Annotated in this window: 19 protein-coding genes; 8 read left to right on the forward strand and 11 right to left on the reverse strand. The window is 67.1% G+C overall.

The features are described from left to right. Positions 1-142 precede the first annotated feature (142 nt). The gene (locus MRBLAR12_RS08910) at positions 143-1,144 is read left to right on the forward strand and encodes a DNA topoisomerase IB (RefSeq protein ID WP_364745327.1); all 1,002 of its coding nucleotides are present in this window, start codon (positions 143-145) and stop codon (positions 1,142-1,144) included. A 56-nt stretch (positions 1,145-1,200) separates the two neighbouring features. Here the strand turns inward: MRBLAR12_RS08910 and MRBLAR12_RS08915 are convergent, their stop codons facing one another. From MRBLAR12_RS08915 to MRBLAR12_RS08940, 6 genes are all read right to left on the reverse strand, one after another. After that, on the reverse strand, positions 1,201-2,040 hold the full coding sequence (locus tag MRBLAR12_RS08915) for a DUF1206 domain-containing protein (protein WP_364745330.1): 840 nt from the start codon (positions 2,038-2,040) through the stop codon (positions 1,201-1,203). Between the two features lie 23 nt (positions 2,041-2,063). After that, a complete protein-coding gene (locus tag MRBLAR12_RS08920) occupies positions 2,064-4,832 on the reverse strand; it encodes a cation-translocating P-type ATPase (protein ID WP_364745333.1) in 2,769 nt (922 codons plus the stop codon). Between the two features lie 28 nt (positions 4,833-4,860). After that, positions 4,861-5,694 (reverse strand): polyphosphate kinase 2, encoded by an 834-nt coding sequence (gene ppk2, locus MRBLAR12_RS08925; protein WP_364745336.1) that lies wholly within the window; start codon positions 5,692-5,694, stop codon positions 4,861-4,863. Between the two features lie 392 nt (positions 5,695-6,086). After that, positions 6,087-6,767: a FadR/GntR family transcriptional regulator gene (locus MRBLAR12_RS08930; protein WP_229992427.1), complete on the reverse strand. Its 681-nt coding sequence runs from the start codon at positions 6,765-6,767 to the stop codon at positions 6,087-6,089. Continuing rightward, positions 6,764-8,077, reverse strand: a complete 1,314-nt coding sequence (locus MRBLAR12_RS08935) for an MFS transporter (protein ID WP_364745340.1) — start codon at positions 8,075-8,077, stop codon at positions 6,764-6,766. Before MRBLAR12_RS08935 ends, MRBLAR12_RS08930 begins: the two co-directional genes overlap by 4 nt. Positions 8,078-8,193: 116 nt before the next feature. Then, on the reverse strand, positions 8,194-9,636 hold the full coding sequence (locus MRBLAR12_RS08940; RefSeq protein WP_364745343.1) for a PucR family transcriptional regulator: 1,443 nt from the start codon (positions 9,634-9,636) through the stop codon (positions 8,194-8,196). A 146-nt stretch (positions 9,637-9,782) separates the two neighbouring features. Here MRBLAR12_RS08940 and MRBLAR12_RS08945 point away from each other — a divergent pair, with 146 nt between their 5' ends. Then, positions 9,783-11,213: a gamma-aminobutyraldehyde dehydrogenase gene (locus tag MRBLAR12_RS08945; RefSeq protein ID WP_364745346.1), complete on the forward strand. Its 1,431-nt coding sequence runs from the start codon at positions 9,783-9,785 to the stop codon at positions 11,211-11,213. 94 nt (positions 11,214-11,307) lie between these two features. Beyond that, positions 11,308-12,663, forward strand: coding sequence for a 4-aminobutyrate--2-oxoglutarate transaminase (gene gabT / locus MRBLAR12_RS08950; protein WP_229992431.1), 1,356 nt, complete (start codon positions 11,308-11,310; stop codon positions 12,661-12,663). A 225-nt stretch (positions 12,664-12,888) separates the two neighbouring features. Here the strand turns inward: gabT and MRBLAR12_RS08955 are convergent, their stop codons facing one another. Then, positions 12,889-13,665 (reverse strand): AMIN-like domain-containing (lipo)protein, encoded by a 777-nt coding sequence (locus MRBLAR12_RS08955; RefSeq protein ID WP_364745349.1) that lies wholly within the window; start codon positions 13,663-13,665, stop codon positions 12,889-12,891. Positions 13,666-13,856: 191 nt separating this feature from the next. On the opposite strand from MRBLAR12_RS08955, the gene MRBLAR12_RS08960 reads away from it, so the two are divergent. Further along, complete coding sequence (locus MRBLAR12_RS08960) at positions 13,857-14,729, forward strand: universal stress protein (protein ID WP_364745352.1); 873 nt, start codon at positions 13,857-13,859, stop codon at positions 14,727-14,729. On the opposite strand, the gene MRBLAR12_RS08965 is transcribed toward MRBLAR12_RS08960, so the two are convergent. The 4 genes from MRBLAR12_RS08965 to rarD form a co-directional block, all read right to left on the reverse strand. After that, on the reverse strand, positions 14,696-15,541 hold the full coding sequence (locus MRBLAR12_RS08965; RefSeq protein WP_364745354.1) for a class I SAM-dependent methyltransferase: 846 nt from the start codon (positions 15,539-15,541) through the stop codon (positions 14,696-14,698). The two genes, MRBLAR12_RS08960 and MRBLAR12_RS08965, sit on opposite strands and share 34 nt — an antisense overlap. Before the next feature lie 65 nt (positions 15,542-15,606). After that, complete coding sequence (locus tag MRBLAR12_RS08970) at positions 15,607-17,139, reverse strand: putative bifunctional diguanylate cyclase/phosphodiesterase (protein ID WP_364745355.1); 1,533 nt, start codon at positions 17,137-17,139, stop codon at positions 15,607-15,609. Beyond that, positions 17,126-17,530 carry an STAS/SEC14 domain-containing protein gene (locus MRBLAR12_RS08975; protein WP_229992436.1) on the reverse strand — a complete coding sequence of 135 codons (405 nt, stop codon included), beginning with the start codon at positions 17,528-17,530 and terminating at the stop codon, positions 17,126-17,128. Before MRBLAR12_RS08975 ends, MRBLAR12_RS08970 begins: the two co-directional genes overlap by 14 nt. A 102-nt stretch (positions 17,531-17,632) precedes the next feature. After that, complete coding sequence (gene rarD, locus MRBLAR12_RS08980; protein WP_364745358.1) at positions 17,633-18,658, reverse strand: EamA family transporter RarD; 1,026 nt, start codon at positions 18,656-18,658, stop codon at positions 17,633-17,635. Between the two features lie 129 nt (positions 18,659-18,787). On the opposite strand from rarD, the gene MRBLAR12_RS08985 reads away from it, so the two are divergent. The 4 genes from MRBLAR12_RS08985 (at position 18,788) to MRBLAR12_RS09000 (ending at position 24,339) form a co-directional block, all read left to right on the forward strand. Continuing rightward, positions 18,788-20,224, forward strand: coding sequence for an FAD-dependent oxidoreductase (locus MRBLAR12_RS08985; protein WP_364745361.1), 1,437 nt, complete (start codon positions 18,788-18,790; stop codon positions 20,222-20,224). A gap of 112 nt (positions 20,225-20,336) precedes the next feature. Then, positions 20,337-21,110, forward strand: a complete 774-nt coding sequence (locus tag MRBLAR12_RS08990; RefSeq protein ID WP_364745364.1) for an ion transporter — start codon at positions 20,337-20,339, stop codon at positions 21,108-21,110. Positions 21,111-21,290: 180 nt separating this feature from the next. After that, on the forward strand, positions 21,291-22,670 hold the full coding sequence (locus MRBLAR12_RS08995; RefSeq protein ID WP_364745367.1) for a GAF domain-containing protein: 1,380 nt from the start codon (positions 21,291-21,293) through the stop codon (positions 22,668-22,670). A 145-nt stretch (positions 22,671-22,815) separates the two neighbouring features. After that, entirely contained in the window at positions 22,816-24,339 is a 1,524-nt protein-coding gene (locus tag MRBLAR12_RS09000; protein ID WP_364745369.1) for an aldehyde dehydrogenase family protein, read from the forward strand. The last annotated feature ends 168 nt before the right edge of the window (positions 24,340-24,507 follow it).

A 24,507-nucleotide genomic window follows, 5' to 3' on the forward strand; every position in this document is an offset into this window, starting at 1 on the left:
ACGCGGGGTCACTTCCCGCCCATCCCCGCCGGCGGGATCATGGGCGCGAGGCGGCCCCGCGTTGTTTGCTTTGCGTGGCAACCCGGGCGGTAGTCAGTAAGCTTACCGTCATGGATGAGCACGATTCGCGCAGGGCCGGCCAATGAGGCTCCGTCACAGCAACGCATCCGGCCGCGGATACCGCCGGGTCCCCGCGGGAACCGGGTTCAGCTACAAGGACCTGGACGGGTCCACCCTGCCGCCCGGTCCCGTGCGGGAGCGGCTGGAGGGCATCGGGATCCCGCCGGCCTGGACGGACGTCTGGATTGCTCCGTACGACACCGGGCACATCCAGGCCACGGGGGTGGACGCGGTGGGCCGGCGGCAGTACATCTACCATCCGAGCTGGCGGGAGCGGAAGGACCGGCTGAAGTTCGACCGTTCGCTCCAGCTGGCCGAGACGCTGCCGGCCGCACGCCGCCTGGTGACCATGGACCTGCGCTCCGAGGGGCTGACCCGGGAACGGGTGCTGGCGGCCGCCTTTCGGATGCTCGACAGCGGATCGCTGCGGGTCGGCTCCGAGCGCTACACCAACGAAAACGGCAGCCACGGGCTCGCCACCCTGCTCTGCGCCCACGTCAAGGTGCGCAAGGACGGGCTCCGGCTCAGTTTCCCAGCCAAGAGCGGCAAGACCTGGGAATCGCGGATCGACGACGCCGACCTCGCCGCCGTCGTCCGCCAGCTCAAGCGGCGCGGCGGCAAGGCCCGGCTGCTGGCGTACAAGGACGGCCGCAGCTGGCATCCGGTGTCCAGCGCGGACATCAACGGGTACGTCAAGGAGCGCACGGGGGAGGACTTCACCGCCAAGGACTTCCGCACCTTGCGGGGGACGGCGGCGGCAGCCGTCAGCCTGGCGCAGAGCGGCCCGCAGGCGAAAGTCTCGGCCCGGAAGAGTGCCGTGAGCCGCGCCATGCAGGACGCGGCCTCGGTCCTGGGCAACACGCCGTCGATCGCCCGGAAAAGCTATGTGGATCCAAGGCTGCTGGACCACTTCGCGGCGGGGGAGACGATCGACCCGAAGCGGCCCGATTCCGCCGAGTCCGAGATCCGCGCCCTGCTGTATCAGGAAGGCGATGTGGTTCCGCTGCAAAAGGCCGCAGGCTAGAACGCCGGTCCGGCGTGCTGCCCGCGCCGGCCGCTGTGCTAGTTCCGGCGGCGCCGCTACATCCGGCCGAAGCGCGCCCGGACCAGGGCGAACACGCCGTAGGCGATGAACCCTGCCCCGATCGCCAGAAGCAGATACGGGCCGAAGGGATGGTCCCGGAGTGCCTTGAGGCTGCCGTCCAGGCCGGTGGAGGAACTGGGGTTGTTGGTGGCCGCGGCGATGACGAACAACAGCCCGGTCAGGAGCAGCGCCAGCCCTTTCGCGACATGGCCGGTGACTCCGAGCACGCTGATCAGTTTGCCGCGGTGGGTCCCTTCGAAGTGGTGCAGTTCCTCCTTGAACTTCCTCCCGCAGCCCTTGACGATGAAGTACACGCCGATCCCGATGATGGTCAGCCCGAGGCCGACCATGGCCGGAATGCCGAACGGGGACTGGACCAGGGCAGTGCTGAAGTCCCGCGTCGAGTCGCCCGAATCGCCGCGCTGGCCCAGTGCGAAGCCCGCGAAGCTCAGCCCGACGCTCCCGTACGCTATGGCGAGGAAGCCGGAGGAGATGAGTTTGCCCAGCCGTTCCCTGCGCGGCAGGTGGCGGCCCCGGAGGGTCGCTTCGCTCAGCTGCCAGAGCGAGAGGCCCCCGCAGGCGATGCAGGCCGCCCACATCACGGCCGGACCCCAGGGGTTGGCGGCGAGTTGTTCGATGGCGCCGGTGGGTTCGGCTTGGCCGGGCGCGCCCAGGACCAGGGCGATGGCAATGGCGCCGATCACGATATGCAGCAGGGCCATCACGGCGAATCCCGAACGTGCGACGGCGTCGAGCCAGCTGCTGTTCGACGCCGCCTCGGCGGCGTCGGCGGCGCCGCCGACGGCGGCTTGGATCCCGGAATCTTCTTTGGCCATGCCCTCAGCGGTTGCAGATGCCGTCAGGCAGGAACGGCCGCAGCCTGGTGCCTGGCCAGTACCTTCGGGCGCCTGGCCCGCAGGATCAGCTTGAACAGTTCGCCAAGGAGCAGCAGCACCACGGCCGGCACCAGACAAATCAGCCACTGCGCACCGGTCAGCGGGACGGTGCCGAACAGATCCTGCAGCACGCGGATCTGAGTGATCAGCATCGAGCCGATCACTGCCCAAGCGAATGCCCAGAGCAGCTTCGGGTTGGAGACGGTGGACGGCCCGAAGGCGCTTTCCTCGGGGAAACGCAGGTTGAGGGCGACGGTGATGTTCATCAGCCCCAGGCCAACCAGAGCCATGCTCTGGCCCACCTCGAGTGACCCGTAGCTGGTCTTGCCAATCTGCACGATGATCAGCGTCGCGGCCGCCATGAACAGCCCGACGACGAACAGGCGCACCATCATCGACCGGACGATGATCGGCTGGTTGAACGGCCGGGGCTTGCGGTCCATGATGCCCGGCGTCGCGAGGTCCAGGCCCATCACGGCCCCAATGGGGGCGACGATCGCCATGTGGATCCACAGCACCTGCGCCGGGCTGAGCAGCGCTGTTCCGGCGATCGCGAACGCCGACGAGCCGATGAAGGCCAGGATGAACATGAACAGGTTGGCGACCTGTATGCGGATGAACTTCTGCAGGTTGTCATACACGAGCCTGCCCTGCTCGACCGCGCTCACGATCGTGGCGAAGTTGTCGTCGGCCAGGATCATCTTCGCCGCTCCCTTGGCGACGTCCGTGCCCGTGATGCCCATCGCGATCCCGATATCGGCCGCGGCAATGGCTGGTGCGTCGTTCACGCCGTCGCCGGTCATCGCGACAATGTTGCCCTTGCGCTTGAGCACCTCGACCAGCCTGACCTTGTGCTCGGGCGCCACCCGGGCGATCACGCCGATCCCGTCCACCTCGCTGTCGGCTTCCGCGTCGCTCATCGCAGCGAACTCGGCACCGGTCACCGCGCGGCCCCTGATGCCAAGTTCGTCGGCGATCGCCGCCGCGGTGACGGCATGGTCTCCGGTGATCATCCGGACCCGGATGCCGGCGTGCTTGGCTGTGGCAATGGCGGCCACTGCCTCGGCCCGCGGCGGGTCGACCTCGCCAATCAGTGCCGAAATCTCCAGGTCTTGCATGAGCGCCATAAGGTCGCCCGTCGGATCGAACGTCGCGGGGTCGAACTCGCGCTGGGCCAGGGCGAGCACCCGCCTGCCCTGGCCCGCGATGCGGTCGTTCTCGGCGAGCACTTTCGCGCGCATCTCCTCCGTGAGGGGTTCGGCGCGGCCGCCCGGCATCCGGCCGAAGGATGACCTGTCGAGGAGGACGTCGGGAGCCCCCTTCACGTAGGCACGGATCACGAAACGGCCGTGGGCACCGGGCATCAGGTGGAACGTGGCCATAAACTTGTAGTCGGAGTCGAAGGGTACCGACGCCACGCGCGGGTTATTTCGGCGGAACTCCCGGACGTCCACGCCGCCCTTCTGCGCGAGCACGAACAGTGCAGCCTCCGTGGGGTCTCCCACGACCTCGCCGTCCTGGATGTCGGAGTCGTTGCACAAGGCGCAAGAGAACATGACATAGTCCAGGTCCCGCTCGGCGTCGCCGGTGGTCCGTTTGACCTGGCCGTCGAAGCTGTAGCCCTCACCGCTCACGGTGTAATGATGCTGGACGGTGGTGATCTCGCGCACAGTCATCTGGTTCAGGGTCAGGGTGCCCGTCTTGTCCGAGTTGATCGCCGACGTGGATCCGAGTGTCTCGACCGCGGGCAGGACCTTCATGATGGCATTCTTCTTGGCCATGTTGACCGAGCCGACGGACAGGATCGTGGTGACGACGGCTGGCAGCGCATCAGGGATCGAGCCGACCGCCAACGCCACACCGATCCCGAAGAGCACCGCGAAGGATTCGCCCTGGGCCAGGCCCATCACCACGATCGCGACGAAGGCGAAAAGTGCCGCGACGATAATGAAAATGGTGAGCCGGTCCACCTGTTTGGTGAGCGGGGTTTTCTCCGTCTTTTGGCCGGCCAGCATGTGGGCGATGTGGCCGACCTCAGAGCCCATGCCCGTGGTGGTGACAAGGATCTCGCCGTGGCCCCGGGTCACGTTGGTGTTCATGAACGCCATGTTCAAGCGGTCTCCGATGCCGACGTCGTGCCGCCTGATGGCCGGGGTGTCCTTCTCGACCGCGACGCTTTCCCCGGTCAGGGCGCCCTCCTCGATCTGCAGGGTCGCGGCCAGGATCACCCGCCCGTCGGCCGGGACCCGGTCGCCGGCGTCGACCACCACGATGTCCCCGGGCACGATCTGGTCGGCGGGCAGCTCCACGATGTCGCCGTCGCGGCGCACCTTGGCCATCGACTTCATCATTTGCCCCAAGGAAGCGGCGGCCGCCTCGGCCTTTCCTTCCTGGTGATAGCCCAACCAAGCGTTGAACAGCGTCAGCAAGGCGAGGCCGACGGCGGTCCCGTACTCCTCGATCACCAGGCTGACCAAGGCCGCGACCACGAGCACAATCTGCATGTAGTCCTTGTAGTGCTTGAAAAACCGCTTCCACACAGGCTCCGGTTTCGCGGCCGCCAGGGCGTTTAGGCCGTGCTCCTGCAGCCGCTGCTCCGCCTCGGCCGTGCTCAGCCCGAGGGACGGATCAACGCCCAGCCGGCCCGCGGCCTCGCCCGGTGAGAGCGCGTACCACGTCGCGTCCGCGTCGGTCGCAGTCAACTCTGCTGCTGCTCCGGGATTGTCGGTCATGACTTTCTCCTCATCGCCGGGACGCTACTCAGAATGGTGTCGGGATTTGCCGGACAGCCAGCGTGGGTTCACGGTAGTCGCCGGCCTTCTGACGCTTGGGGAGTTCGACGTCGAGCCCGGCGTACGGCTCGTAGGGAACCTGGCTGAGCAGGTGGCTGATGATGTTGAGCCGGCCGCGCTTCTTGACGTCGTTGTTCGCGACGTACCAAGGTGCCCATGCGGTGTCGGTCGCCTCGAACATGGCGTCCCTGGCCCGGGAGTAGTCGTACCACCGGCTGTAGGACTTCAGATCCATGGGCGACAACTTCCACGTCTTGCGCGGATCGTCCATACGGCTCTCAAGCCGCCGGGTCTGCTCGTCTTCGCTGACCTCGAGCCAGTACTTGATCAGGATGATTCCGGAGTCGACCATCGCCTTCTCCACCATCGGAGTCATGTTCAGGAACCGCTCGGTCTGCTCGGGGGTGCAGAAGCCCATCACGGGCTCGACGCCGGCACGGTTGTACCAGCTGCGGTCGAAGATGACCACCTCGCCGGCCGCCGGGAAGTGCGACATGTAGCGCTGGAGGTACATCTGGGATTTCTCCCGCTCCGTCGGTGTGGGGAGCGCCACCACCCGGAAGACCCGGGGGCTCACGCGTTCGACGATGCGCTTGATCGTGCCGCCCTTGCCGGCCGTGTCGCGGCCCTCGAAGACGATGCAGACCTTGGCTCCGGTGGACTTTACCCACTCCTGCATGGCGACCAACTCGCCTTGCAGGACAGCCATCTCCGCTTCGTACTTCTTGCGGCGCATTTTCTTGCCGGCTTGCTCGTCCTGTCCGTCGGCGTTCTTGGTCTTTTTCTTCTTCTTGCCCACCATCGACCTCCTCGCGGCGTACTTGCTGAGGTAAATCAAAGCAGCGGCACTACAAGATTCGATGCGACCGGCACTTAGTCCCGGGGGATGGGGCGGAAGTGCAGACAGCCTTGTCGCGGGCACCCTCGCGCAGCGTGCTACCACTCTTAGTGTTGACCGAGGTCGGAACGCGGTCTACGGCACTAAGACCCTATTGGGGTGCCCGCGGAACCGCGCGCCACAGTCGAGCCGGCCCCTGCTGCTGGGCGCAGGGGCCGGCCGTCTGGACTCGGCGTTGGCGCCGATGATGACGGGGATCCGCGTGGCCGCGAGCCTGGCCGCGAGGCCGGTGCGCGAGTGGCGGCCGCCACTGACACAGAGCATCTTCCGGTCACCTTGGGAAAACCCTTAGGAGGCTACTCCTGGAGCCATTCGGCGCAGGAGTTCAGGTTCCGGGTGACGCTCTCGACGGCGGCAGCCTCGTCGCGGGCGGCAATCGCGGCCACGAGTTCGTCGTGGCCCTCGAGCGGCAGGCCGTTGAATCCTCCCCGCCGCTGCTGGCGGAGCAGATCATTGTGGAAAACACTGCCGAAGCTGACATACAGCTCATGCAGCAGCGGGTTGGCGGACGCCTGCGCCACGCGTACATGGAAATCCCAGTCGGCGCGGGCCCACGAGGGATAGTCCGCGGCCAGCCAGGCGACACGGCGGGCGGTGAGCAGGCCGCGCAGGGCGGTGACGTCCTCGGCCGTCGCGTGACGGGCGGCAAGCCGGGCCGCCTGGGTGTCCAGCCCGACCCGGACCTCGAGGATGTGCTCCTGGGAGTGGTCTTCGTACATCCGCTGTGTGGCGCCTGCGATCTCGCTCGTGGCGCGGACGTACGTGCCGTCCCCGCGGCGGACCTCGAGCATTCCGCTGTGGGCGAGCGCCTTGATGGCCTCGCGCAGGGTTCCGCGGGAGACCCCGAACGCGGCCATCAACTCAGGTTCGGCCGGAATGCGCTGCTGCAGCGGCCACTCGCCCGAGTGGATCAGGGCCCGCAGCTTGGCAGTGATTTCCTCCGCCAGCGGCGTCCGGTGCGAGGCAGTGAGTGTCATCGCAATGTTCCTTCCGGGGAGTGCGCAGTTCCTTCTGGAGTGTGCGAAGCGGCGGCCCGCAGTTCCTTGGCCCGCTGTTCTTTGGCCCGCAGTTCCTTCGGCCCCGCCGACAGGAGATGGCCTACCGCGATCTGGCCGAGGGCCACTGCCAGCAGGAGGGCCAAGGGCAGCGTCCAGGAGTTGGTGGCGCTGTGCAGCAGGCCCATGCCGAACGGCCCGAGGGTCGCCAGCAGATACCCGGCTGACTGGGCCACGGTGGACAGCGCGGTGGTCTCGGCTGTGGTGCGGCCGCTGCGGCTGATCATCACCATGACCAGCGGGAAGATGCCGAGGCCGAAGCCCAGCAGCACCGCGGTCAGTGGAGCCAATGCAGCCGGCAGGACCAGCATGGCAAGGACGCCGAGGGCCATGGTCACAGTGGCCAGGTAGAACGCTGTCCGAAGCATCCGGGGGCGTGAGCCGATGGCGACCAGCACCATGCCGGCGGGGACGGAGACGAGCTGCATGAGTCCGAACATGAGCCCGCTGTCGGAGGCGGTGAGGCCCATCGTGGCCAGCATGTAGGGGAACCAGCTGAGCACGGCATAGGCCAGCAGCGCCTGCACCGTGAAGCCGAGGGTGATCAGCGCGCCGGTGCGGGTCCGCAGCAGGGGCCAGGGGGAAACCCGGGCGGCCTTGCCGGCGGACGCGTTGCGGTGGGCGTGCACCGCGATCGGAATGAAGCCGAGGCAGGCGCCCAGGGCCAGGAAGCCGATGGAGCCGACGCCCGCCGAGGGTGAGCCAAGGGCCTGGGCCACGGGAACGATCAGCACGGCGGTGACGGTGGCGCCTGTGGTCATGGTCAAGGTGTAGACGGCGGTCATGAGAGATGTGCGGTCCGCGAAGTGCACCCTGATGAAGGAGGGCATGGCCACGTTGCAGATGGCCAGCCCGGACATCCCCGCCACGGTGCCGGCCAGCAGCATCCCGGTGGACGGAACTCCGCGCAGCAGCAGCCCCGCCGCCAGCATCACGAGGGAGAGCAGGATGGCTTTTTCCAGTCCCAGCTGCCGGGTAAGCCAGGACGTGGCAGCTCCGGCCACCGCGAAACACAGCGTGGGGATCGAGGGGATCAGGGCAGCGATCAGCGGGCCGTAGCCCAGGACGGCCTGCAGGTCGTGAAAGAGCGCGGCGGCGCCGGTGATCCCGGCGCGCAGGTTGAGCCCAATGAGCACGAGCGCCACGACGCCGGCCACGATCACGCCGCGCGGGCGGACCGCGCCGGGTGGAGCTGTCTGGGAAAGTGCGGAAACCGCCGTGCTGCTAGCCATACCTAAAGGTTAGACGTTTGATGTTTGAGGTTCAGCCTTTAGTGGCGAATATCTCGGAAAGTGACAGCCCCAGCGCACTGTGACCCGCCTTGCCCGGGGTGTGGCGCGGACGGTGGTCAGCGCGGGTGCCGGGCGCTGAGCCGCTGCACCGACAGCGCGAGCCAGAGCTGCACCCGGTCCGCTGTCTGCGCGGGGTCGTAGCCGGTGAGTTCGGTGATCTGCGCCAGCCGGTAGCGGACCGTATTGCGGTGCAGGGTGAGTTCCTCGGCGACGGCCGCCACCGAGCCGTTGTTGCCGAGGTAGCTTTCCAGCGTGGCCAGGAGCTCGGCGCCGTGCGCCGCGTCGAAGGCCCGCAGCGGGTTCAGCGATTCGTTGGCCATGTCCGCCAGCGGAACGTCCTCGCTGGCCAGCAGCAGCGAGGTCAGGCTCAGCCGCTCAGGCTCGTTGACCGGCAGGCCGTGGCTGGCCGCGTCGCGTGCCTCGAAATAGCTCCAGCGCAGGCCGTTGGGCTTGGTGTAGGCCCCGCCAATGCCGATCGTGGCGTGGATCCCGGCCTCGGCCAGGTGGTCGCTGAGGCTGCGGGCGAGGGCGCTGGCGCCGCTGCCGTCGTCGGGCATCACCACCACGAGGTCCTTCCCGACGACGGCGCTGACCGCCGCCTCGAGCGGCTGGGGCAGGGAAGAACTCCCCAGCTGTTTCTGGTGGGCGGCTGATTCGGCGAGCAGGACCACGTTCTTGCGGGTGCTGTTGATGCCGACCCCGGCCAGGCGCCGGGTGGCTTCGCTGGCCTCCAGCGTCCCGTGGATGACGTCGTCCAGGACCTGGCCGGCCAGCGCCCGCTGGGCCTGCCGCTGCTTGACCATGTTGTTGAGCTCAACGCTGATCAGGTTTTGGGCGTAGCCCACGATGCCCGAGTCCTCGAACGGCTGCTTCACCCACAGGGTGCAGGCGTCGCGGCGGCCTGTGGGGATGGGGTAGGACGCCCAGCCCTCGGCCTTGGGTGCCGGGTGGCCGGGCACGCTGTTGTACAGCTGGGCGGTGAACTGGGTCAGGACGATCTCGGTGCGCAGCATCGAGCCCAGGTGTTTCAGGAGTTCGGCGAGGCCGCCGCCGGTCAGCAGGGCGCGGGCCAGGATCTGGTGCCCGGCGATGAGCCGCTCGAGCTTGACCAGGTGGTCCGCGGACTGGGCGTCGGCCACGAGCTTTCCGATCGCGATGAAAGGCGTTTCGTAGGGCACCTCCACCACCGGCAGCCCCCACCGGTTGGCCTCGGCGATCAGGGCAGGCGGCACGGCGTCGTGCGTCAGGCCCACCCCGAACCCGATGCCCACCGCTCCTGCCCGCTGGACCTGACGCACGAACCGGCGCTGCTCCGCGGCGCTCTTGAGCCGCATCCCCGTCGTCAGGATCAGTTCGCCGCCGTTGAGGAAGCGCTGCGGGTCCTCCTGTTCGGTGACGGCCACCCAGTGAATGTCCTGGTGCCAGGTGGTTTCGGCGAGGCCGGCCTTGGTGAGATTCAGGGACGGAACTCCCAGCAGGGCGGCGAGTGAAATGGCCATGGATTCAGGATAGCCGGGTGCTGGTCAAGCGCACTAAAGTGTGCCGAGCATGGTGTGCAGGTGCCTATTCCCTGGCTTGCCCCGCTGGCATAGGCTCGTGACCAGTCACACATCCGTCATTGGCAGTAAGAAAGAGGTTGTACACCGTGGTTCAAACCTTGCAGAACTTCATCAACGGCGAGTTCGTCACCCCCGCCGGCACAGGGTTGCTGCCCATCGTGAACCCCACCAACGGCGACGTGGTGGCGCAGGCGCCGATCTCGGTGCAGGCCGACGTCGACGCCGCCATGACGGCAGCCAACAACGCCTTCAAGAGCTGGAAGCACGCCACGCCCGGGCAGCGGCAGCTCATGTTGCTCAAGCTCGCGGATGCCGTCGAGGCCAACAGCGACGAGCTCGTGGAGGCCCAGCACCGCAACACCGGCCAGGTCCGCTCCCTGATCGCCTCCGAGGAAGTGGCCGCGGGCGCCGACCAGCTGCGCTTCTTCGCCGGCGCGGCCCGCATCATGGAAGGCAAGTCCGCCGGCGAGTACTTCGAAGGCCACACCTCCTACGTGCGGCGGGAACCGATCGGCGTCGTGGCCCAGGTGGCCCCGTGGAACTACCCGTTCCTCATGGCCATCTGGAAGATCGGGCCCGCCCTGGCCGCCGGCAACACCGTGGTCCTCAAGCCCTCGGACACCACCCCGGAATCCACCCTGGTGCTGGCCCGGCTCGCCGGTGATATCTTCCCGGCCGGCGTCCTGAACGTTGTCCTGGGTACCGGCGAGACCGGCGCCATGATGGTGGAGCACAAGGTCCCGGGCCTGGTCTCCATCACCGGGTCCGTCCGCGCCGGCATCGCCGTCGCCTCGGGCGCCGCCAGGGGACTCAAGCGCGCCCACCTGGAACTCGGCGGCAAGGCCCCGGCCATTGTGTTCGCCGACGCCGACATCAAGAAGAGCGCCGCGGCGATCGCCGAGTTCGCCTTCTTCAACGCCGGCCAGGACTGCACGGCGATCACCCGGGTCCTGGTCCAGGATTCGGTGCACGACGACGTCGTCGCCGCCATGGTGGAGCACACCAAGACCCTGCACACGGGTTCGCAGAACGACGAGGACAACTACTTCGGCCCGCTGAACAACGTCAACCACTTCAACGCGGTCACGTCCGTTGTCGAGCACCTGCCGGCGAACTGCAAGATCGAGACCGGCGGCCACCGCGCGGGCGAGAAGGGCTTCTTCTTCGAACCCACGATTGTCACCGGCGCCAAGCAGAGCGATGACATTGTCCAGAAGGAAACGTTCGGCCCGGTCATCACGGTGCAGAAGTTCAGCACCGAGGACGAGGCAGTGGAGCTGGCCAACGACGTCGACTACGCCCTGGCCTCCAGCGTCTGGACGACGAACCACGGCACCGCGATGCGCCTGAGCCGGGACCTCGACTTCGGCGCCGTCTGGATCAACACGCACATTCTCCTGACCGCCGAAATGCCGCACGGAGGCTTCAAGCAGTCCGGCTACGGCAAGGACCTGTCCATGTACGGCGTCGAGGACTACACCCGTATCAAGCACGTGATGAGTGCGCTCGACGCCTAACGCAGATGCATAACGCCGACGCATGACGCGGCTGCCTAACTGAACCTGACGCATAACTGGCGCGCCTCAACCGCACGCTTAGAAAGGCTTTCCCATGACCACCACCGCACATGACATCACCTACCGGCTCGAGCAGAAGCGCCGCGTCCAGGCCGACTTCCCGGGCCCCAAGTCCGTTGCCCTGACCGAGCGCCGCAAGGCGGTCGTCGCCGCCGGCGTCGCGTCCAGCGTCCCGGTCTTCGTGGCCGACGCCGACGGCGGCATCATCCACGACGTCGACGGCAACTCCTTCATCGACCTCGGCTCCGGCATCGCGGTGACAAGCGTCGGCGCCTCGGACCCCGCCGTCGTCGGCGCCGTGAAGGAAGCCGTGGAGCACTTCACCCACACCTGCTTCATGGTCACCCCGTACGAGGGCTATGTTGCCGTGGCCGAGCAGCTGAACCGCCTGACCCCGGGCGACCACGAAAAGCGCACAGTGCTGTTCAACTCCGGCGCCGAGGCTGTCGAAAACGCCGTCAAGGTGGCCCGCCTGGCCACCGGCCGGGACGCCGTCGTCGCGTTCGACCACGCCTACCACGGCCGCACCAACCTGACCATGGCGCTGACGGCCAAGGCCATGCCGTACAAGACCAACTTCGGCCCGTTCGCGCCCGAGGTCTACCGCATGCCGATGAGCTACCCGTTCCGCGAGGAAAACCCGGAGATCACCGGTGCCGAGGCCGCCAAGCGCGCCATCACCATGATCGAGAAGCAGATTGGCGGCGAGCAGGTGGCCGCGATCATCATCGAACCCATCCAGGGCGAGGGCGGCTTCATTGTCCCCGCCGACGGGTTCCTGCCCGCGCTGGCGGACTGGGCCAAGGACAAGGGCATCGTCTTCATCGCCGATGAGGTCCAGTCCGGCTTCTGCCGCACCGGCGAATGGTTCGCCGTGAACCACGAAGGTGTTGTCCCGGACATCATCACCATGGCCAAGGGCATCGCCGGTGGCATGCCGCTCTCCGCCATCACCGGCCGCGCCGACCTCCTCGACGCCGTCCACCCGGGCGGCCTCGGCGGTACCTACGGCGGCAACCCGGTGGCGTGCGCCGCCGCGCTGGCCTCGATCGGTTCGATGGAGCAGTACGACCTCAACGGCCGCGCCAAGCACATCGAAGAGATCGCCCTCGGCAAGCTGCGCGAACTGGCAACGCAGCAGCCCGTGATCGGTGACGTCCGCGGCCGCGGCGCCATGCTGGCCGTTGAACTCGTCCAGGCCGGTTCCAAGGAGCCGAACCCGGAGCTGACCAAGGCCGTCGCCGCAGCCTGCCTCAAGGAGGGTGTCATCATCCTCACCTGCGGCACCTACGGCAACGTCATCCGGCTGCTGCCGCCGCTGGTGATCAGCGACGAACTGCTGCTGGACGGCCTCGAGGTCCTGGCCGCGGCCATCAAGGCCAACGCCTAGCCCACCGACTAGCACACGGCCCAATAGGCTGCCGGGACGGCAATCCCTTCCCGGAAACCGGCCTTGCCCGAACAGCGGGGGACACAACGGAGGAGCCGCGGACACATCGTCCGCGGCTCCTCCGTTTTCTGTTGTGCCTGGTGTTCCTGTTGTTTTCGTCCGCTCTGCCGGCTACGCGGTTTCCGTCCCATTTTTTGGCTTTCTGGCTTTCTGCTTCTGCCGGCCCTACTTCCAGGCGGTCGCGTCCAGCTGGATTGCCACTACATAAAGGTGCTGGCCCTGCTCGATCTTCTCCACCTCAGTGACGCGCACCTTGGTCTCCGGGATCGTGCTCATCGGACGGCCGACGCCGATCCCGTAGCTCAGCACGCCCTCGAAGTCCCCGGCCGGCGCGTAGCTGGTGAGCGCCTGGTACCCGATTGCCGGTGCGGGCGCGCTGGTCACGGTGCTGGCCGTGCCGTCCGCGGTGTGCGACTGGGCGCCGCGGAACGTCACTTCGAGGATGGTTCCCGTACCGGGCATCGGGATGGGCAGCCCGCTGCCGTCATCGACGAGGTCGGGGACCACTTCGACGTCGTAGCTGGGGAAGCCGCCGGAGAACCGGAAGCTCAGCTGGTCATACGGCGGGACGTCGGAGGGGTGCTGGCCCGCGCCGATCGCGTACAGCGTGGGCAGCGGTGCCGCCGGCGGAGGTGCGATGGGCACAGGGTTCTCGTGGTCCGTGTGGAACGGGGTGGTCGGTCCCGGCACCGACCAGTCGTGGGTAACCGTGGAGGAGATCACTTTGTCGCCGGATTGCGGCGGTAACGTCTCGTCGGCGTCGCCGGTTGCTGACGGCGACGGGCTCGCCGTCGCGCTGACGGACGGGGACTGCGACGGCGGCTGGCTGCTGGGAGAAGGCTGCGGCGCCGGCGGCGTGCAGGCGGTCAGGACCAGCAGGAGCGTCAAAGTTCCCAGTCCCGCGGTCCGCGTCCCTGTCCTGCGGTTGCGAATGGCGTTCATGATGCGCTCCCCTCGACCATCCAAGCGTAGGGCCTGAAGATTGTGCTGCTCAGGGCCATAAGTCACCCCCTTTGGAGGGTCCGCTGGACTAGAGTCGTTCCTATCCACTGCAGGAGCGCAGACCGGCCGACGTCGCCCGGAACCCCCGGGGCGCAGCTGGCGTCTGCCACAGACCCATAAGGGGTTCATACATGCGATACGTAGTCGGCTATACACCCACCGAACGCGGCGCGGACGCCGTTGCCCTGGCATCGGCCATGGCCCGGGCGCAGGGGGCGCAACTCGACCTGGTCTATGTGGTGGACCGGCACACGCCCCATGTGGCGACGAATCCGGAAGGAGACCGGGTCAGCGCCGCGGAGCAGCAGGTCCTCTCCGCGGAACGCCAGGGAATGGAACTGGTCCCTGAGGGGCTGGAGGCGCATTTCCATGTCCGCCAGGCGGAATCGTTCGCAGCTGGCCTGATCGATGCCGCACTCGAGTACAAGGCGGGGCTGATTGTGGTTGGTGCCGCCAGCCATGGCCTGTTCAAGCGGCATACCGTGGGCAACGTGGCCAACGCCCTGCTGCACGCCGCCCCGGTTCCGGTGGCACTGGCGCCGCACGGCTACCGCCGGACCGAAGCCATCACGCGTCTGACCCTCGCCGTGGGCCAGCGCGTCGGAGCGGAGGCGGCGATCGACGTCGCGATCGAATCCGCCGAGCGCCGGGGGGTGCCGCTTCGGCTGGTCTCCCTCGTGGAACTGGACGTCGAGGGGGACGGCGGGGAAAACGTCAACGCTGCCCACATCCACGCCAACACCGTCCTGGCCGCCGCCGCGCACCGTCTGCCGGAGGGCCACCATGTGAGTGTGGAGGTCGCCCACGGCCGCACGATCGAGGAAGCAATCGACGATCTGGAATGGGACGACGGGGAGGTCATGATCGTCGGATCCTCCCGCCTGGCGGAGAAGTACAAGCTGTTCATCGGCAGCACGGCCTTCAAGGTGCTGCGGGCGCTCCCCGTGCCGATGGTCGTGGTTCCGCGCGATTACCAGCAGGTGGATACCTTCCCGGCGGTCTGATTCTCGGAGGTCTGGGGCCGCGGGGCCAGGACCGCCCAGTATGCGGGAATGCTGCCGGGCGGTCCACCGGCCTCCATCGGCACTGTCTTCAGGACGGTGGAACCCTGCGCGATGAGGGTCCAGCGGTCCGCGGGGAACACGCGCGAGCGTCGCCCGGCGCCGAAGTGGCCCGGTTTCGGCAGGGCAGAAATGGCCTGGCGGAGCGGTCCCGGGATCTTCTCGCCCGTGGCGCCCAGGCCGCGCAGGTAGCTGAGTGCGCCGCCCGGGACGTTTGTCTCGACCAGGTAAATCCGTCCCCGAGTGCCAAGGAGGGCTCCGATGGAGCCCGCGAGGCGTGCCTGCCGCCGCCGGCTGAGGACGTGGAAAACGCCGCGGACAAAGACGTTGGCGTCGCCGAATTCCCGCGCCAGCCCGGCTGCCGCAGCCGGCTCGGTGGCATCCAGGCTCCGGAAACTGAGGCCCGGTACGTGCGGCTGGGCGCACTGCGCGGCTGCCACGGCCTCGGGTGAGACGTCGACGCCCAGGACCGAGGGGAAGATTTCGGTCAGCCGGCGTGTGATGGCGCCGTTCCCGCAGCCGAGATCGATCGCGGGAAGGCCGGTGTCCATCGCGCCCGCCATGGCCTGCAGGTGGTGCCGGATCTCTTCGTTCCCGGCGCCGGGGGCGGCATCCCAGATGATCGGTTCGGTGAGGGAGCCTTGGGACACTCCGCGCCAGAAGGCATCCCACCGCCGGTCCGGGCGGCTGGGACGGTGCAGTGACAGCGCCGCGACCCTGGCAGCCAGCAGGAACGTGTCCGCCGCCCTATGCATGCCCGCCGTGCTTTTTCCTGTTTTGCGTGTTCCTGTTTTGCGCGTGCCCGCGGGAACGGGTCCGCTCACGCGACGGCGCCGTCTCTGTGTGCGAGCAGATCCGTCATGTCCGGCACCGGCAGCGGACGGCTGAAAAAGTACCCTTGACCGAATTCGCAGTTCAGCTGCCGCAGCTTGTTCGCTTGCTCCCTGTCCTCGATGCCCTCGGCTACGGCGCCCAGTCCGGCCGAATGGATCAGTTGCAGGATGGCCGCGACGAATGCCTCCTGCTGCCGGTCTGTGGTCAGTCCGTCGAGCAGGGACTTGTCGATCTTTGCCTGCGCGGCCGGGAGGGTGCGCAGGTAGCTGATGGAAGAATAGCCCGTGCCGAAGTCGTCGATCTCGATCCGGACGCCGAGATCATTGAGCGACTTCATGGTGGCTGCGACTTCCGGGCCGCCGCGCATGATCGCAGTTTCGGTGATCTCGATTGAGACATGGCTGGGGTCCACGTCGTGGCGGGCCAGCAGACTTTCCACGTAGGGCGCCAGATCAACGTGGTGCAGGTCCGCAGGGGAGAGATTGATGTGCGTGCTGAAGTCCGCCGGGAGGCCCGGATCGGACTTCCAGCGGCCGGTCTGCGCGATGGCGTTCCGGAGCACCCAGTGGCCGATTTCCACGGTGAGCCCGGCCTCGTCGGCGGCGTCAAGGAAGGTATCCGGCGCCAGCAGGCCCAAGGCGGGGTGGCGCCAGCGGATCAGGGCCTCGGTGCCGGCAATGGCTCCAGTGCGGAGGTCCATGATGGGCTGGTATTCCAGCTCGAGCTGGTCCATTGCCAGTGCCGTCCTCAGCTCTGCCACCTGGTGGACCCGCTGCTTGGCGGCCTCGTGCATGGCCGCAGAAAACACCAGGAGGGTGTCCCGGCCGCGTTTCTTGGCCTCATGCATGGCGATGTCGGCATCGCGGATGAGTTCCTCGCTGCGCAGGCCAGGTTCCCCCAGCCGGACACCGGTTCCGGCCGTGAGGGCGACAGCGACACCGCCTGCGACGATTCTGTCCTTCAGCGATTCGCCGAGCCGGGCCGCGATCTGCAGCACGTCCTCCGTGTCCTGGTCCGCGACGAGTACGGCGAACTCATCACCGCTCAGACGTGCGATCAGGTGGCCGGCACCGGCCGCCGCGCGAAGCCGCAGGGCCGCCTCGCGCAGGACGGCGTCCCCCGCGGCATGGCCGAGGCTGTCGTTGATGAGCCGGAAGGAATCGAGGTCCAGCAGAATGAGGGCCGGCTGGTGTCCCGCGCCGGCGCCGGCAACGGCTTCGGCCACTTTTTCCTGCAGCAGCGAGCGGCTGGCCAGGCCGGTCAGCTCATCGGTGTTGATGACGCGCCGGAGTTCGGCTTTGGCCGCCTCCAGGAGCGAGGTCCGCTCGGCGACCCGGACTTCCAGGTCCTCGTACATGCTTTGGAGCTCTTCGGCCAGCAGGTTGATGCCGGTCGTGACGGCGTCAATGCCGTCCCTTGCCGGTGAGACCGGCAGGCGGTTCGACAGATCGCCCGAGGACAGTACGACGATGCCGTCCACGAGTTCCTCGAGGCGGCGGTCATCCTCACTCCCCGTCATGGCCCCGTGCGGTCAGCCAGCGGACCGCCTCATCGCTGTTGGTGAAAAAGCGTGTCGGAACCGGCGCCGAATTGACGCCCAGGAAGAAGTTGGCGAGAACCCGGTCCACGGCGGACGAACCGAGGAGCGCGATTGCCGAGGCGTCGCAGCGCTTGGCGAACACGGCCCGGGCGGCCCGGGTGACGGACTCCGTGGTGGCCATGTCGATCAGCAGCGGCGTGGGCCGGCCGCCGCACAATTCATTGACGCGATCCATGGCCAGCTGGGCGTTGGGGGCATCAATCACGACGCCCCGGGCCCACTCGAGGCGCAAGATGCCGCTGCTGTCGAAGTCCAGAGACGAGATGTCGCGCCCGCCCGGAGTTTCACGATCCTCTTCTGGCACCAGCAATCCTCATTTTCGCCCCAACGTGTGCATTCATACTGACACTAATGCACAGCGGCCGTGGTGCGCAGGCAGCAGCCCTCAGGTCAGTAACGCAGGGCAGGAGCGCTAGGCGGCGGCGCGGGCCAGTTTCCGGGTCACGGAGTTCTTCCGGGCAGTGTGCAGCATGTCCACGGTCAGCACCAGCAGCGCCAGCCAGACGACACCGAAACCGATCCAGCGGTCCGGTGTCATGGCTTCCTTGAACACGACGAGCGCCACGATGAACTGCAGGACCGGTGCGAAGTACTGCAGCAGGCCGATCGTGGTCATCGGCAGCCGGCGGGCGGAGGCGCCGAAGAACAGCAGCGGCACGGCGGTGATGACGCCGGACGCCACGAGCAGCCAAAAATGCCCCGCACCGTTGGTGGCCAGACTTGCCGCCCCGCTGACCGCCAGGAAGATCATTGTGGCCGCAGCCAGTGGTGCCAGCACGATCGTCTCCACGGTGAGGCTCGTGATCGCGTCCGCCCGCGGGCCAACACGTTTCTTGACGAATCCGTACAGGCCGAAGCTCAGCGCCAGCGTCAGCGCGATCCAGGGGAGCTTGCCGTAGGAGACCGTCAGAACCCCGACAGCAATGAAACCGATGCCGACGGCGGCCCACTGCAGCGGCCGCAGCTTTTCCTTCAGGACAAAGACCCCCAGCAATACAGAGACGAGCGGGTTGATGAAGTAGCCCAGGGAAGCTTCGACGGCCTGGCCGGTGGTTACACCGTAGGTATACGTCAGCCAGTTCACCGCGATCAGTCCGGCCGCGATCGAAAGGGGCCCGATCACCGTGCGGTTGCGGAACGCGGATCCGAGCACCCGCCACGAGCGGGTGATGGTAATCAGCAGGACGCAGAAAAGCAGCGACCAGACCACCCGGTTGGCCACGATCTCGACGGCGCCGGCCGGATGCAGGACGTAGAAGTACAGCGGCAGCAGCCCCCAGAGCCCGTAGGCGCCGATCCCGAACAGGATTCCCGCCGTCGTGTCCTTGTCTACCGGTGCCGGTCCAGCCGGCCGGGCCGGCGCCGGCCCGGCTGCAGCGGCTGAGGCGCTCGACGCTGTCAGTGGGGCGGGGGAGAAGGATCCTTCAGGCTTAGGCACAAGATCAATAACACCACCTGCGCGGCGCCTATTCCTGCCAATCGGAGCAGGAGCGAGCCGGCGACATTTAGAATAGGGGCCTGTGCGCTGTATCTACTGGCGCTGTCCTAAGACTCAGAAGGGCTCCCGGTGTCCAACTCGGCCGAATCCACATCCACTCGTCCCCTCCGTGTCGCGATTGTTGGCGCCGGTCCGGCCGGCGTCTACGCCGCGGATATCCTGACGAAGTCCAATGAGGTCAAAGACGGCGACTTCCAGGTCAGCATCGATCTCTTTGAGGCATATCCGGCACCGTACGGCCTCATCCGGTACGGGGTGGCCCCTGACCATCCGCGGATCAAGGGGATCGTCAACGCCCTGCACAAGGTCCTGGACCGCGGCGACATCCGGTTCCTCGGTAACGTCACCTACGGCCGGGACCTGACGCTGCATGACTTCCGGGCCTTCTACGACGCCGTCATCTTCTCCACCGGAGCCATCAAGGACGCGGACCTGGACATTCCAGGGATCGGCCTGGAGGGGTCCTTCGGCGGGGCGGACTTCGTCTCCTGGTACGACGGCCACCCGGATGTGCCCCGGGACTGGCCGCTGGAGGCCAAGGAGATTGCGGTGATCGGCAACGGCAACGTGGCCCTCGATGTGGCCCGCATGCTGGTCAAGCACGCCGATGAACTCCTCGTCACCGAAATCCCGGACAACGTCTACCGGGCACTGAAGGATTCGCCGGTCACCGACGTCCATGTTTTTGGCCGCCGCGGCCCGGCCCAGGTGAAGTTCACGCCGCTGGAGCTGCGCGAACTCAGCCACGCCAAGGACGTGGACATCGTGCTGTATCCGGAGGACTTCGAGTTCGACGAGGCCTCGGACGAGGCCATCCGCAGCAACAACCAGATCCGGACCATGGTCAACACCCTGACGAACTGGCTCGTCGAGGAACATGCCGAGGCCGAGGAACCGTCCTCGCGCCGGCTGCACCTGCACTTCCTGCACAGCCCCGTCGAGATCCATGACGACGCCGCGAACCCCGGCCAGGTCGCCGGCATCAAGTTCGAACGCATGCAGCTGGACGGCACCGGGAACGTCAAGGGCACCGGGGAGTTCCTCGACTACCCCGTCCAGGCCGTCTACCGTGCGATCGGCTACCACGGTTCGCCGCTTGATGAGCTGGAATACGATGCCCGCCGCGGTGTCGTCCCGAACGAGGGCGGCCGCGTGCTCGACGCCGAGGGAAACGCCGTGCCCGGAATCTACGCCACGGGCTGGATCAAGCGCGGGCCCGTCGGGCTGATCGGCCACACCAAGGGCGACGCGCTGGAGACCATCGGCTTCCTGCTGGAGGACCGGCTGACGCTGCCCCCGGCGCAGAACCCGGACCCGCAGGCCATCATCGACCTGCTTCAGGAGCGCGGCATCGAGTACACCACGTGGGAAGGGTGGATCAAGCTTGACGCCCACGAGCTCGCCCTCGGCGCCGAATGGTCCGCGGCGCAGTCCGCCGACGGGATCGAACGGGAGCGCATCAAGGTAGTGCCCCGCGAGGGCATGATCGAGATTTCCCGCGGCTAGGGCAGGTCTTTGGGGGCAGCAGGTCCTTGAGGCAGCAGGGGGGCCAGCGTCCCGTCAGCCCCGGGCGAAAAAAGTGTCGGCTGCGCGGCTGCCTACGTGCCAGAATCCTCACATGACCAAGGAACGCAGTGAACTGAAGAGCACCGGATACGAGATCTTCATCGGTATCCTTTCGATCCTGTCGATCGTGAATCTCGGGCTCTTGTATCTAGTGCAGGACGCGTCGCTCGACACTGTGCTCACCGTGATGAACGGCATTTTCAGCGTGGTCTTCCTCGCCGATTTCCTCTACCGGATCGTCACCGCACCATCGGCCGGCGCCTATTTCTTCAAGCACTTCGGCTGGGCCGACCTGCTTGCCAGCGTGCCTGTCGCCCAATTCAAGATCCTGCGCACCTTCCGGCTGGTCCGGGTGTACCGCCTGCTCCGTGAGCTCGGCATCCGCACCGTCGGCCGCGCGCTGATCAAAGATCGGGCCGGCAGTTCCCTGTACGTACTGCTGCTCATGGGCATTTTCGTGCTGGAATTCGGCAGCCTCACGATACTCCGCGTCGAGCAGTACGCCCCGGGGGCCAACATCACGACCGCCTCGGACGCCATCTGGTACACGATCGTCACGATCTCGACAGTTGGATACGGTGACCAGTATCCGGTCACCGATCCGGGCCGTGTCATCGGGTCAGGCATCATTGTCCTCGGCGTCGGTATCTTCGGCACGTTCACCGGCTACCTGGCCAACTTCTTCCTCTCTCCCAAGAAACCCGCACCGTCCGTCGGAGCGGCCGGCACCGGTACCGTGACGGTCGAGGCACTCCGCCTGCGCCTGGAAGAGTCCGAAGCCAAGCTCACCGAGATCAGAAAGCTGCTCGCCGAGCCAACTTCGTGAACGCCTGCACATAGTCGCGGACTTGGTGCAGGCTTCCGCGGGAACCTGATCCGTGTCGACGCGGGTCATTCGTCGTCCTGCTGAGGACTCCGGCGCGTTTCCAAACGCCCCGCTCGGAACTAGACTGGACCGGACGTGGCGGCCTTCGGTACGCCGTCGAGCCCGTCCGGTGGGAGTTCAATGAGGAATCTGGTCCATCCGGCAGCTCCGTTACCGCCAGCTGGCGGGGTCAGTGCGGAGCTGCGCCAGCAGCATGCCAGCGCCGGGCATGAGGAACTGGACTCGCAGGGACTCGTTTTTCCCGGGAACCTGCAACTGCCTGGACTCAGCAGCCTGATCCAGGAGTCGTGGCGGCGTTCCGCACAGCTGCTCGCCAACCCGGACAACCCCGAGGCGCCGCTGGCCATGGACCGCGAGGAACTCGAGGAATACCGCCGCCAGCACCCGCTGGCCGCCATCATGCCCGTGATCCATAAGCTCCTGGTCCTGCCGAGCCATGACAGCGGGATGCTGGTAGCCGTGGGAGACGAGGTGGGCCGGCTGCTCTGGGTCGAAGGCGACGCCGCCCTGCAGCGCCGGGCCGAGGGCATGATGTTCGTCCCCGGTGCCGACTGGTCCGAAGCGACGGTCGGCACCAGCGCCCCCGGAACCGCGCTGGCCCTCGGCCGGGGAATCCAGATCTCCGGTGCCGAACACTACAAGCGCTCGGTTCATCCGTGGAGCTGCACGGCTGTGCCGTTCCACGATCCTGATTCCGGCGCCCTGCTGGGGGTGGTGGACATCACCGGCACAGAGTCGGCCGTGGCCCCGCATACGTTATCGCTCGTTGAGGCGACGGTCGCCGCGGCCCAGGCGCATCTGCGGGTGGAACGGCTGCAGCTGGCCGCAGCCGGGCAGTCCTCGCCGTCCAGGCGGCGGAACTCGGCGCCGAAGACGGCCGGGGCGCCGGCGGCCAACAGCCTCTACCGCAACAGCCTCCAGCTGCTCGGCCGCGACCAGGCCCTGCTCAGCATTGACGGCCGGACCGTGGCCCTGTCCGCCCGGCACAGCGAGATCCTGGCCCTGCTCAGCACCCACCCCGCAGGGCTGAATGCCGAGGAACTCTGCGCCCTCCTGTACCCCGGGGAGGCCTTCACCATGACCCTGCGCGCGGAGATGGTGCGGCTGCGCAAGGTGCTTCAGCAGCTCCATCCCGGTGCTGTCCCGGAATCACGCCCGTACCGCCTGCCGCTGGACCTGGTCCCCGACGCCGGACAGGTGCTGGACTGCCTGCAGCGCGGCGCCCACCGGATAGCGCTGGAGATCTATCGCGGCGCCGTGCTGCCCCGCTCCGAGGCGCCCGGCATCGTGGAGCTGCGGGCCAGGGTCTCCGCACTGCTGCGCGAGGCCCTGCTGACGGACGGCAGCGCCGAATCGCTCCTGAAGTACGCCGCGTTGCCCGAGGCCAAGGACGACGTCGACGTCCGCATCGCCGCGCTGAAGCTGCTGGCGCCGCGCTCGCCCAAGCGCGCCGCCGTCGTCGCCGATCTGGAACGGCTGGACCGGGAACTGAGCGCCTAACCCGTCGCGGCCGGCAAGGACGGCGGGTGAGTGACCGGGGTCACTTGCTTGCAACCTGACTGCAACCTTTGCGCGCCTACGCTGGGTGCAACGGGGGCCGGAAGCGCCTTGCTACCCCCCATCTTGCACAGCAAAGGAGCTAGCAATGACTGTTTACGCCCAGCCCGGTACCGAGGGCTCGAAGGTCACCTTCAAGGACCGCTACGAAAACTGGATCGGCGGCGAATGGGTTGCCCCGGTCAAGGGCCAGTACTTCGAGAACATCACCCCGGTGACCGGCAAGGCGTTCTGCGAGGTGGCCCGCGGCACCGCCGAGGACATCGAACTGGCGCTGGACGCCGCCCACAAGGTTGCACCGTCCTGGGGCAAGACCTCGGTGGCCGAGCGCGCCGCGATCCTGAACAAGATCGCCGACCGGATCGATGAGAACACCGAGATGCTCGCCGTCGCCGAATCCTGGGACAACGGCAAGCCGATCCGCGAGACCCTCAACGCCGACATTCCGCTGGCCGCGGACCACTTCCGCTACTTTGCCTCTGCCGTCCGCGCCCAGGAGGGCCGGCTTTCCCAGCTCGACGACGACACCACCGCCTACCACTACCACGAGCCGCTCGGCGTCGTCGGCCAGATCATTCCCTGGAACTTCCCGATCCTCATGGCCGTCTGGAAGCTCGCCCCGGCCCTCGCCGCCGGCAACGCCGTGGTGCTGAAGCCCGCCGAGCAGACACCGTCCTCGATCCTGGTGCTGATGGAACTCATCGGCGACATCCTGCCGGCCGGCGTGCTCAACGTGGTCAACGGCTTCGGCGTCGAGGCGGGCAAGCCGCTGGCCTCCAGCCCGCGGATCCGCAAGATCGCCTTTACCGGCGAGACCACCACGGGCCGCCTGATCAGCCAGTACGCCAGCCAGAACCTGATCCCGGTCACCCTGGAACTCGGCGGCAAGAGCCCGAATATCTTCTTCAACGACGTCGCCGACACCAACGATGCCTTCTACGACAAGGCCCAGGAGGGCTTCACGCTCTTCGCCTTCAACCAGGGCGAGGTCTGCACCTGCCCGTCCCGCGCCCTGGTCCAGGACGGCATCTACGACTCGTTCATGGCCGACGCCATCGCCCGGGTGCAGAAAATCATCCAGGGCAACCCGCTGGACACCGAGACGCAGCTCGGCGCCCAGGCCTCCAACGACCAGCTGGAGAAGATCCTCTCCTACATCGACATCGGCAAGCAGGAAGGCGCCAAGCTGCTCACCGGCGGCGCCCGGGCCGAACTGTCCGGCGATCTGGCCGGCGGCTACTACGTGCAGCCCACCATTTTCGAGGGCCACAACAAGATGCGGATCTTCCAGGAGGAGATCTTCGGCCCCGTGGTGTCCGTGACGCGCTTCAGTGATTACAACGACGCCATGGGGATCGCCAACGACACCCTCTACGGCCTCGGTGCCGGTGTCTGGTCCCGCAATGGCAACGTTGCCTACCGTGCCGGCCGCGAGATCCAGGCCGGGCGCGTGTGGGTCAACAACTACCACGCCTACCCGGCCGGTGCGGCGTTTGGCGGGTACAAGTCCTCCGGCATCGGCCGCGAGAACCACTCGATGATGCTGGACCACTACCAGCAGACCAAGAACCTTCTGGTCAGCTACAACGAAAACAAGCTCGGCTTCTTCTAAGCCGCATTGACCCGGGCGGGGCGGATCGGCAGTGATCCGCCCCGCCCGTTCCATGTGCCCGCACTGGCCACCTCTCGGGCATGCAGCACCTCCCGCCACCCCACGGAGTACACCAAACCCTCAATATGCCCTAAGAAACTATGCCTAAAACTACGCAAGGATTTCGCC

This window comes from Arthrobacter sp. LAR12-1-1.1 (genome assembly GCF_040676555.1).
In the GTDB taxonomy this organism is placed as follows: Bacteria; Actinomycetota; Actinomycetes; order Actinomycetales; family Micrococcaceae; genus Arthrobacter.

Coding starts and splice junctions, on each gene's coding strand:
- MRBLAR12_RS09000 (WP_364745369.1), top strand. CDS start 22,816: ATGACTGTTTACGCCCAGCCCGGTACCGAGGGCTCGAAGGTCACCTTC.
- MRBLAR12_RS08990 (WP_364745364.1), top strand. CDS start 20,337: ATGACCAAGGAACGCAGTGAACTGAAGAGCACCGGATACGAGATCTTC.
- MRBLAR12_RS08930 (WP_229992427.1), bottom strand. CDS start 6,767: ATGACACTCACTGCCTCGCACCGGACGCCGCTGGCGGAGGAAATCACT.
- MRBLAR12_RS08960 (WP_364745352.1), top strand. CDS start 13,857: ATGCGATACGTAGTCGGCTATACACCCACCGAACGCGGCGCGGACGCC.
- MRBLAR12_RS08940 (WP_364745343.1), bottom strand. CDS start 9,636: ATGGCCATTTCACTCGCCGCCCTGCTGGGAGTTCCGTCCCTGAATCTC.
- MRBLAR12_RS08995 (WP_364745367.1), top strand. CDS start 21,291: ATGAGGAATCTGGTCCATCCGGCAGCTCCGTTACCGCCAGCTGGCGGG.
- gabT (WP_229992431.1), top strand. CDS start 11,308: ATGACCACCACCGCACATGACATCACCTACCGGCTCGAGCAGAAGCGC.
- MRBLAR12_RS08965 (WP_364745354.1), bottom strand. CDS start 15,541: ATGCATAGGGCGGCGGACACGTTCCTGCTGGCTGCCAGGGTCGCGGCG.
- MRBLAR12_RS08955 (WP_364745349.1), bottom strand. CDS start 13,665: ATGAACGCCATTCGCAACCGCAGGACAGGGACGCGGACCGCGGGACTG.
- MRBLAR12_RS08915 (WP_364745330.1), bottom strand. CDS start 2,040: ATGGCCAAAGAAGATTCCGGGATCCAAGCCGCCGTCGGCGGCGCCGCC.
- MRBLAR12_RS08970 (WP_364745355.1), bottom strand. CDS start 17,139: ATGACGGGGAGTGAGGATGACCGCCGCCTCGAGGAACTCGTGGACGGC.
- MRBLAR12_RS08935 (WP_364745340.1), bottom strand. CDS start 8,077: ATGGCTAGCAGCACGGCGGTTTCCGCACTTTCCCAGACAGCTCCACCC.
- MRBLAR12_RS08910 (WP_364745327.1), top strand. CDS start 143: ATGAGGCTCCGTCACAGCAACGCATCCGGCCGCGGATACCGCCGGGTC.
- MRBLAR12_RS08920 (WP_364745333.1), bottom strand. CDS start 4,832: ATGACCGACAATCCCGGAGCAGCAGCAGAGTTGACTGCGACCGACGCG.
- ppk2 (WP_364745336.1), bottom strand. CDS start 5,694: ATGGTGGGCAAGAAGAAGAAAAAGACCAAGAACGCCGACGGACAGGAC.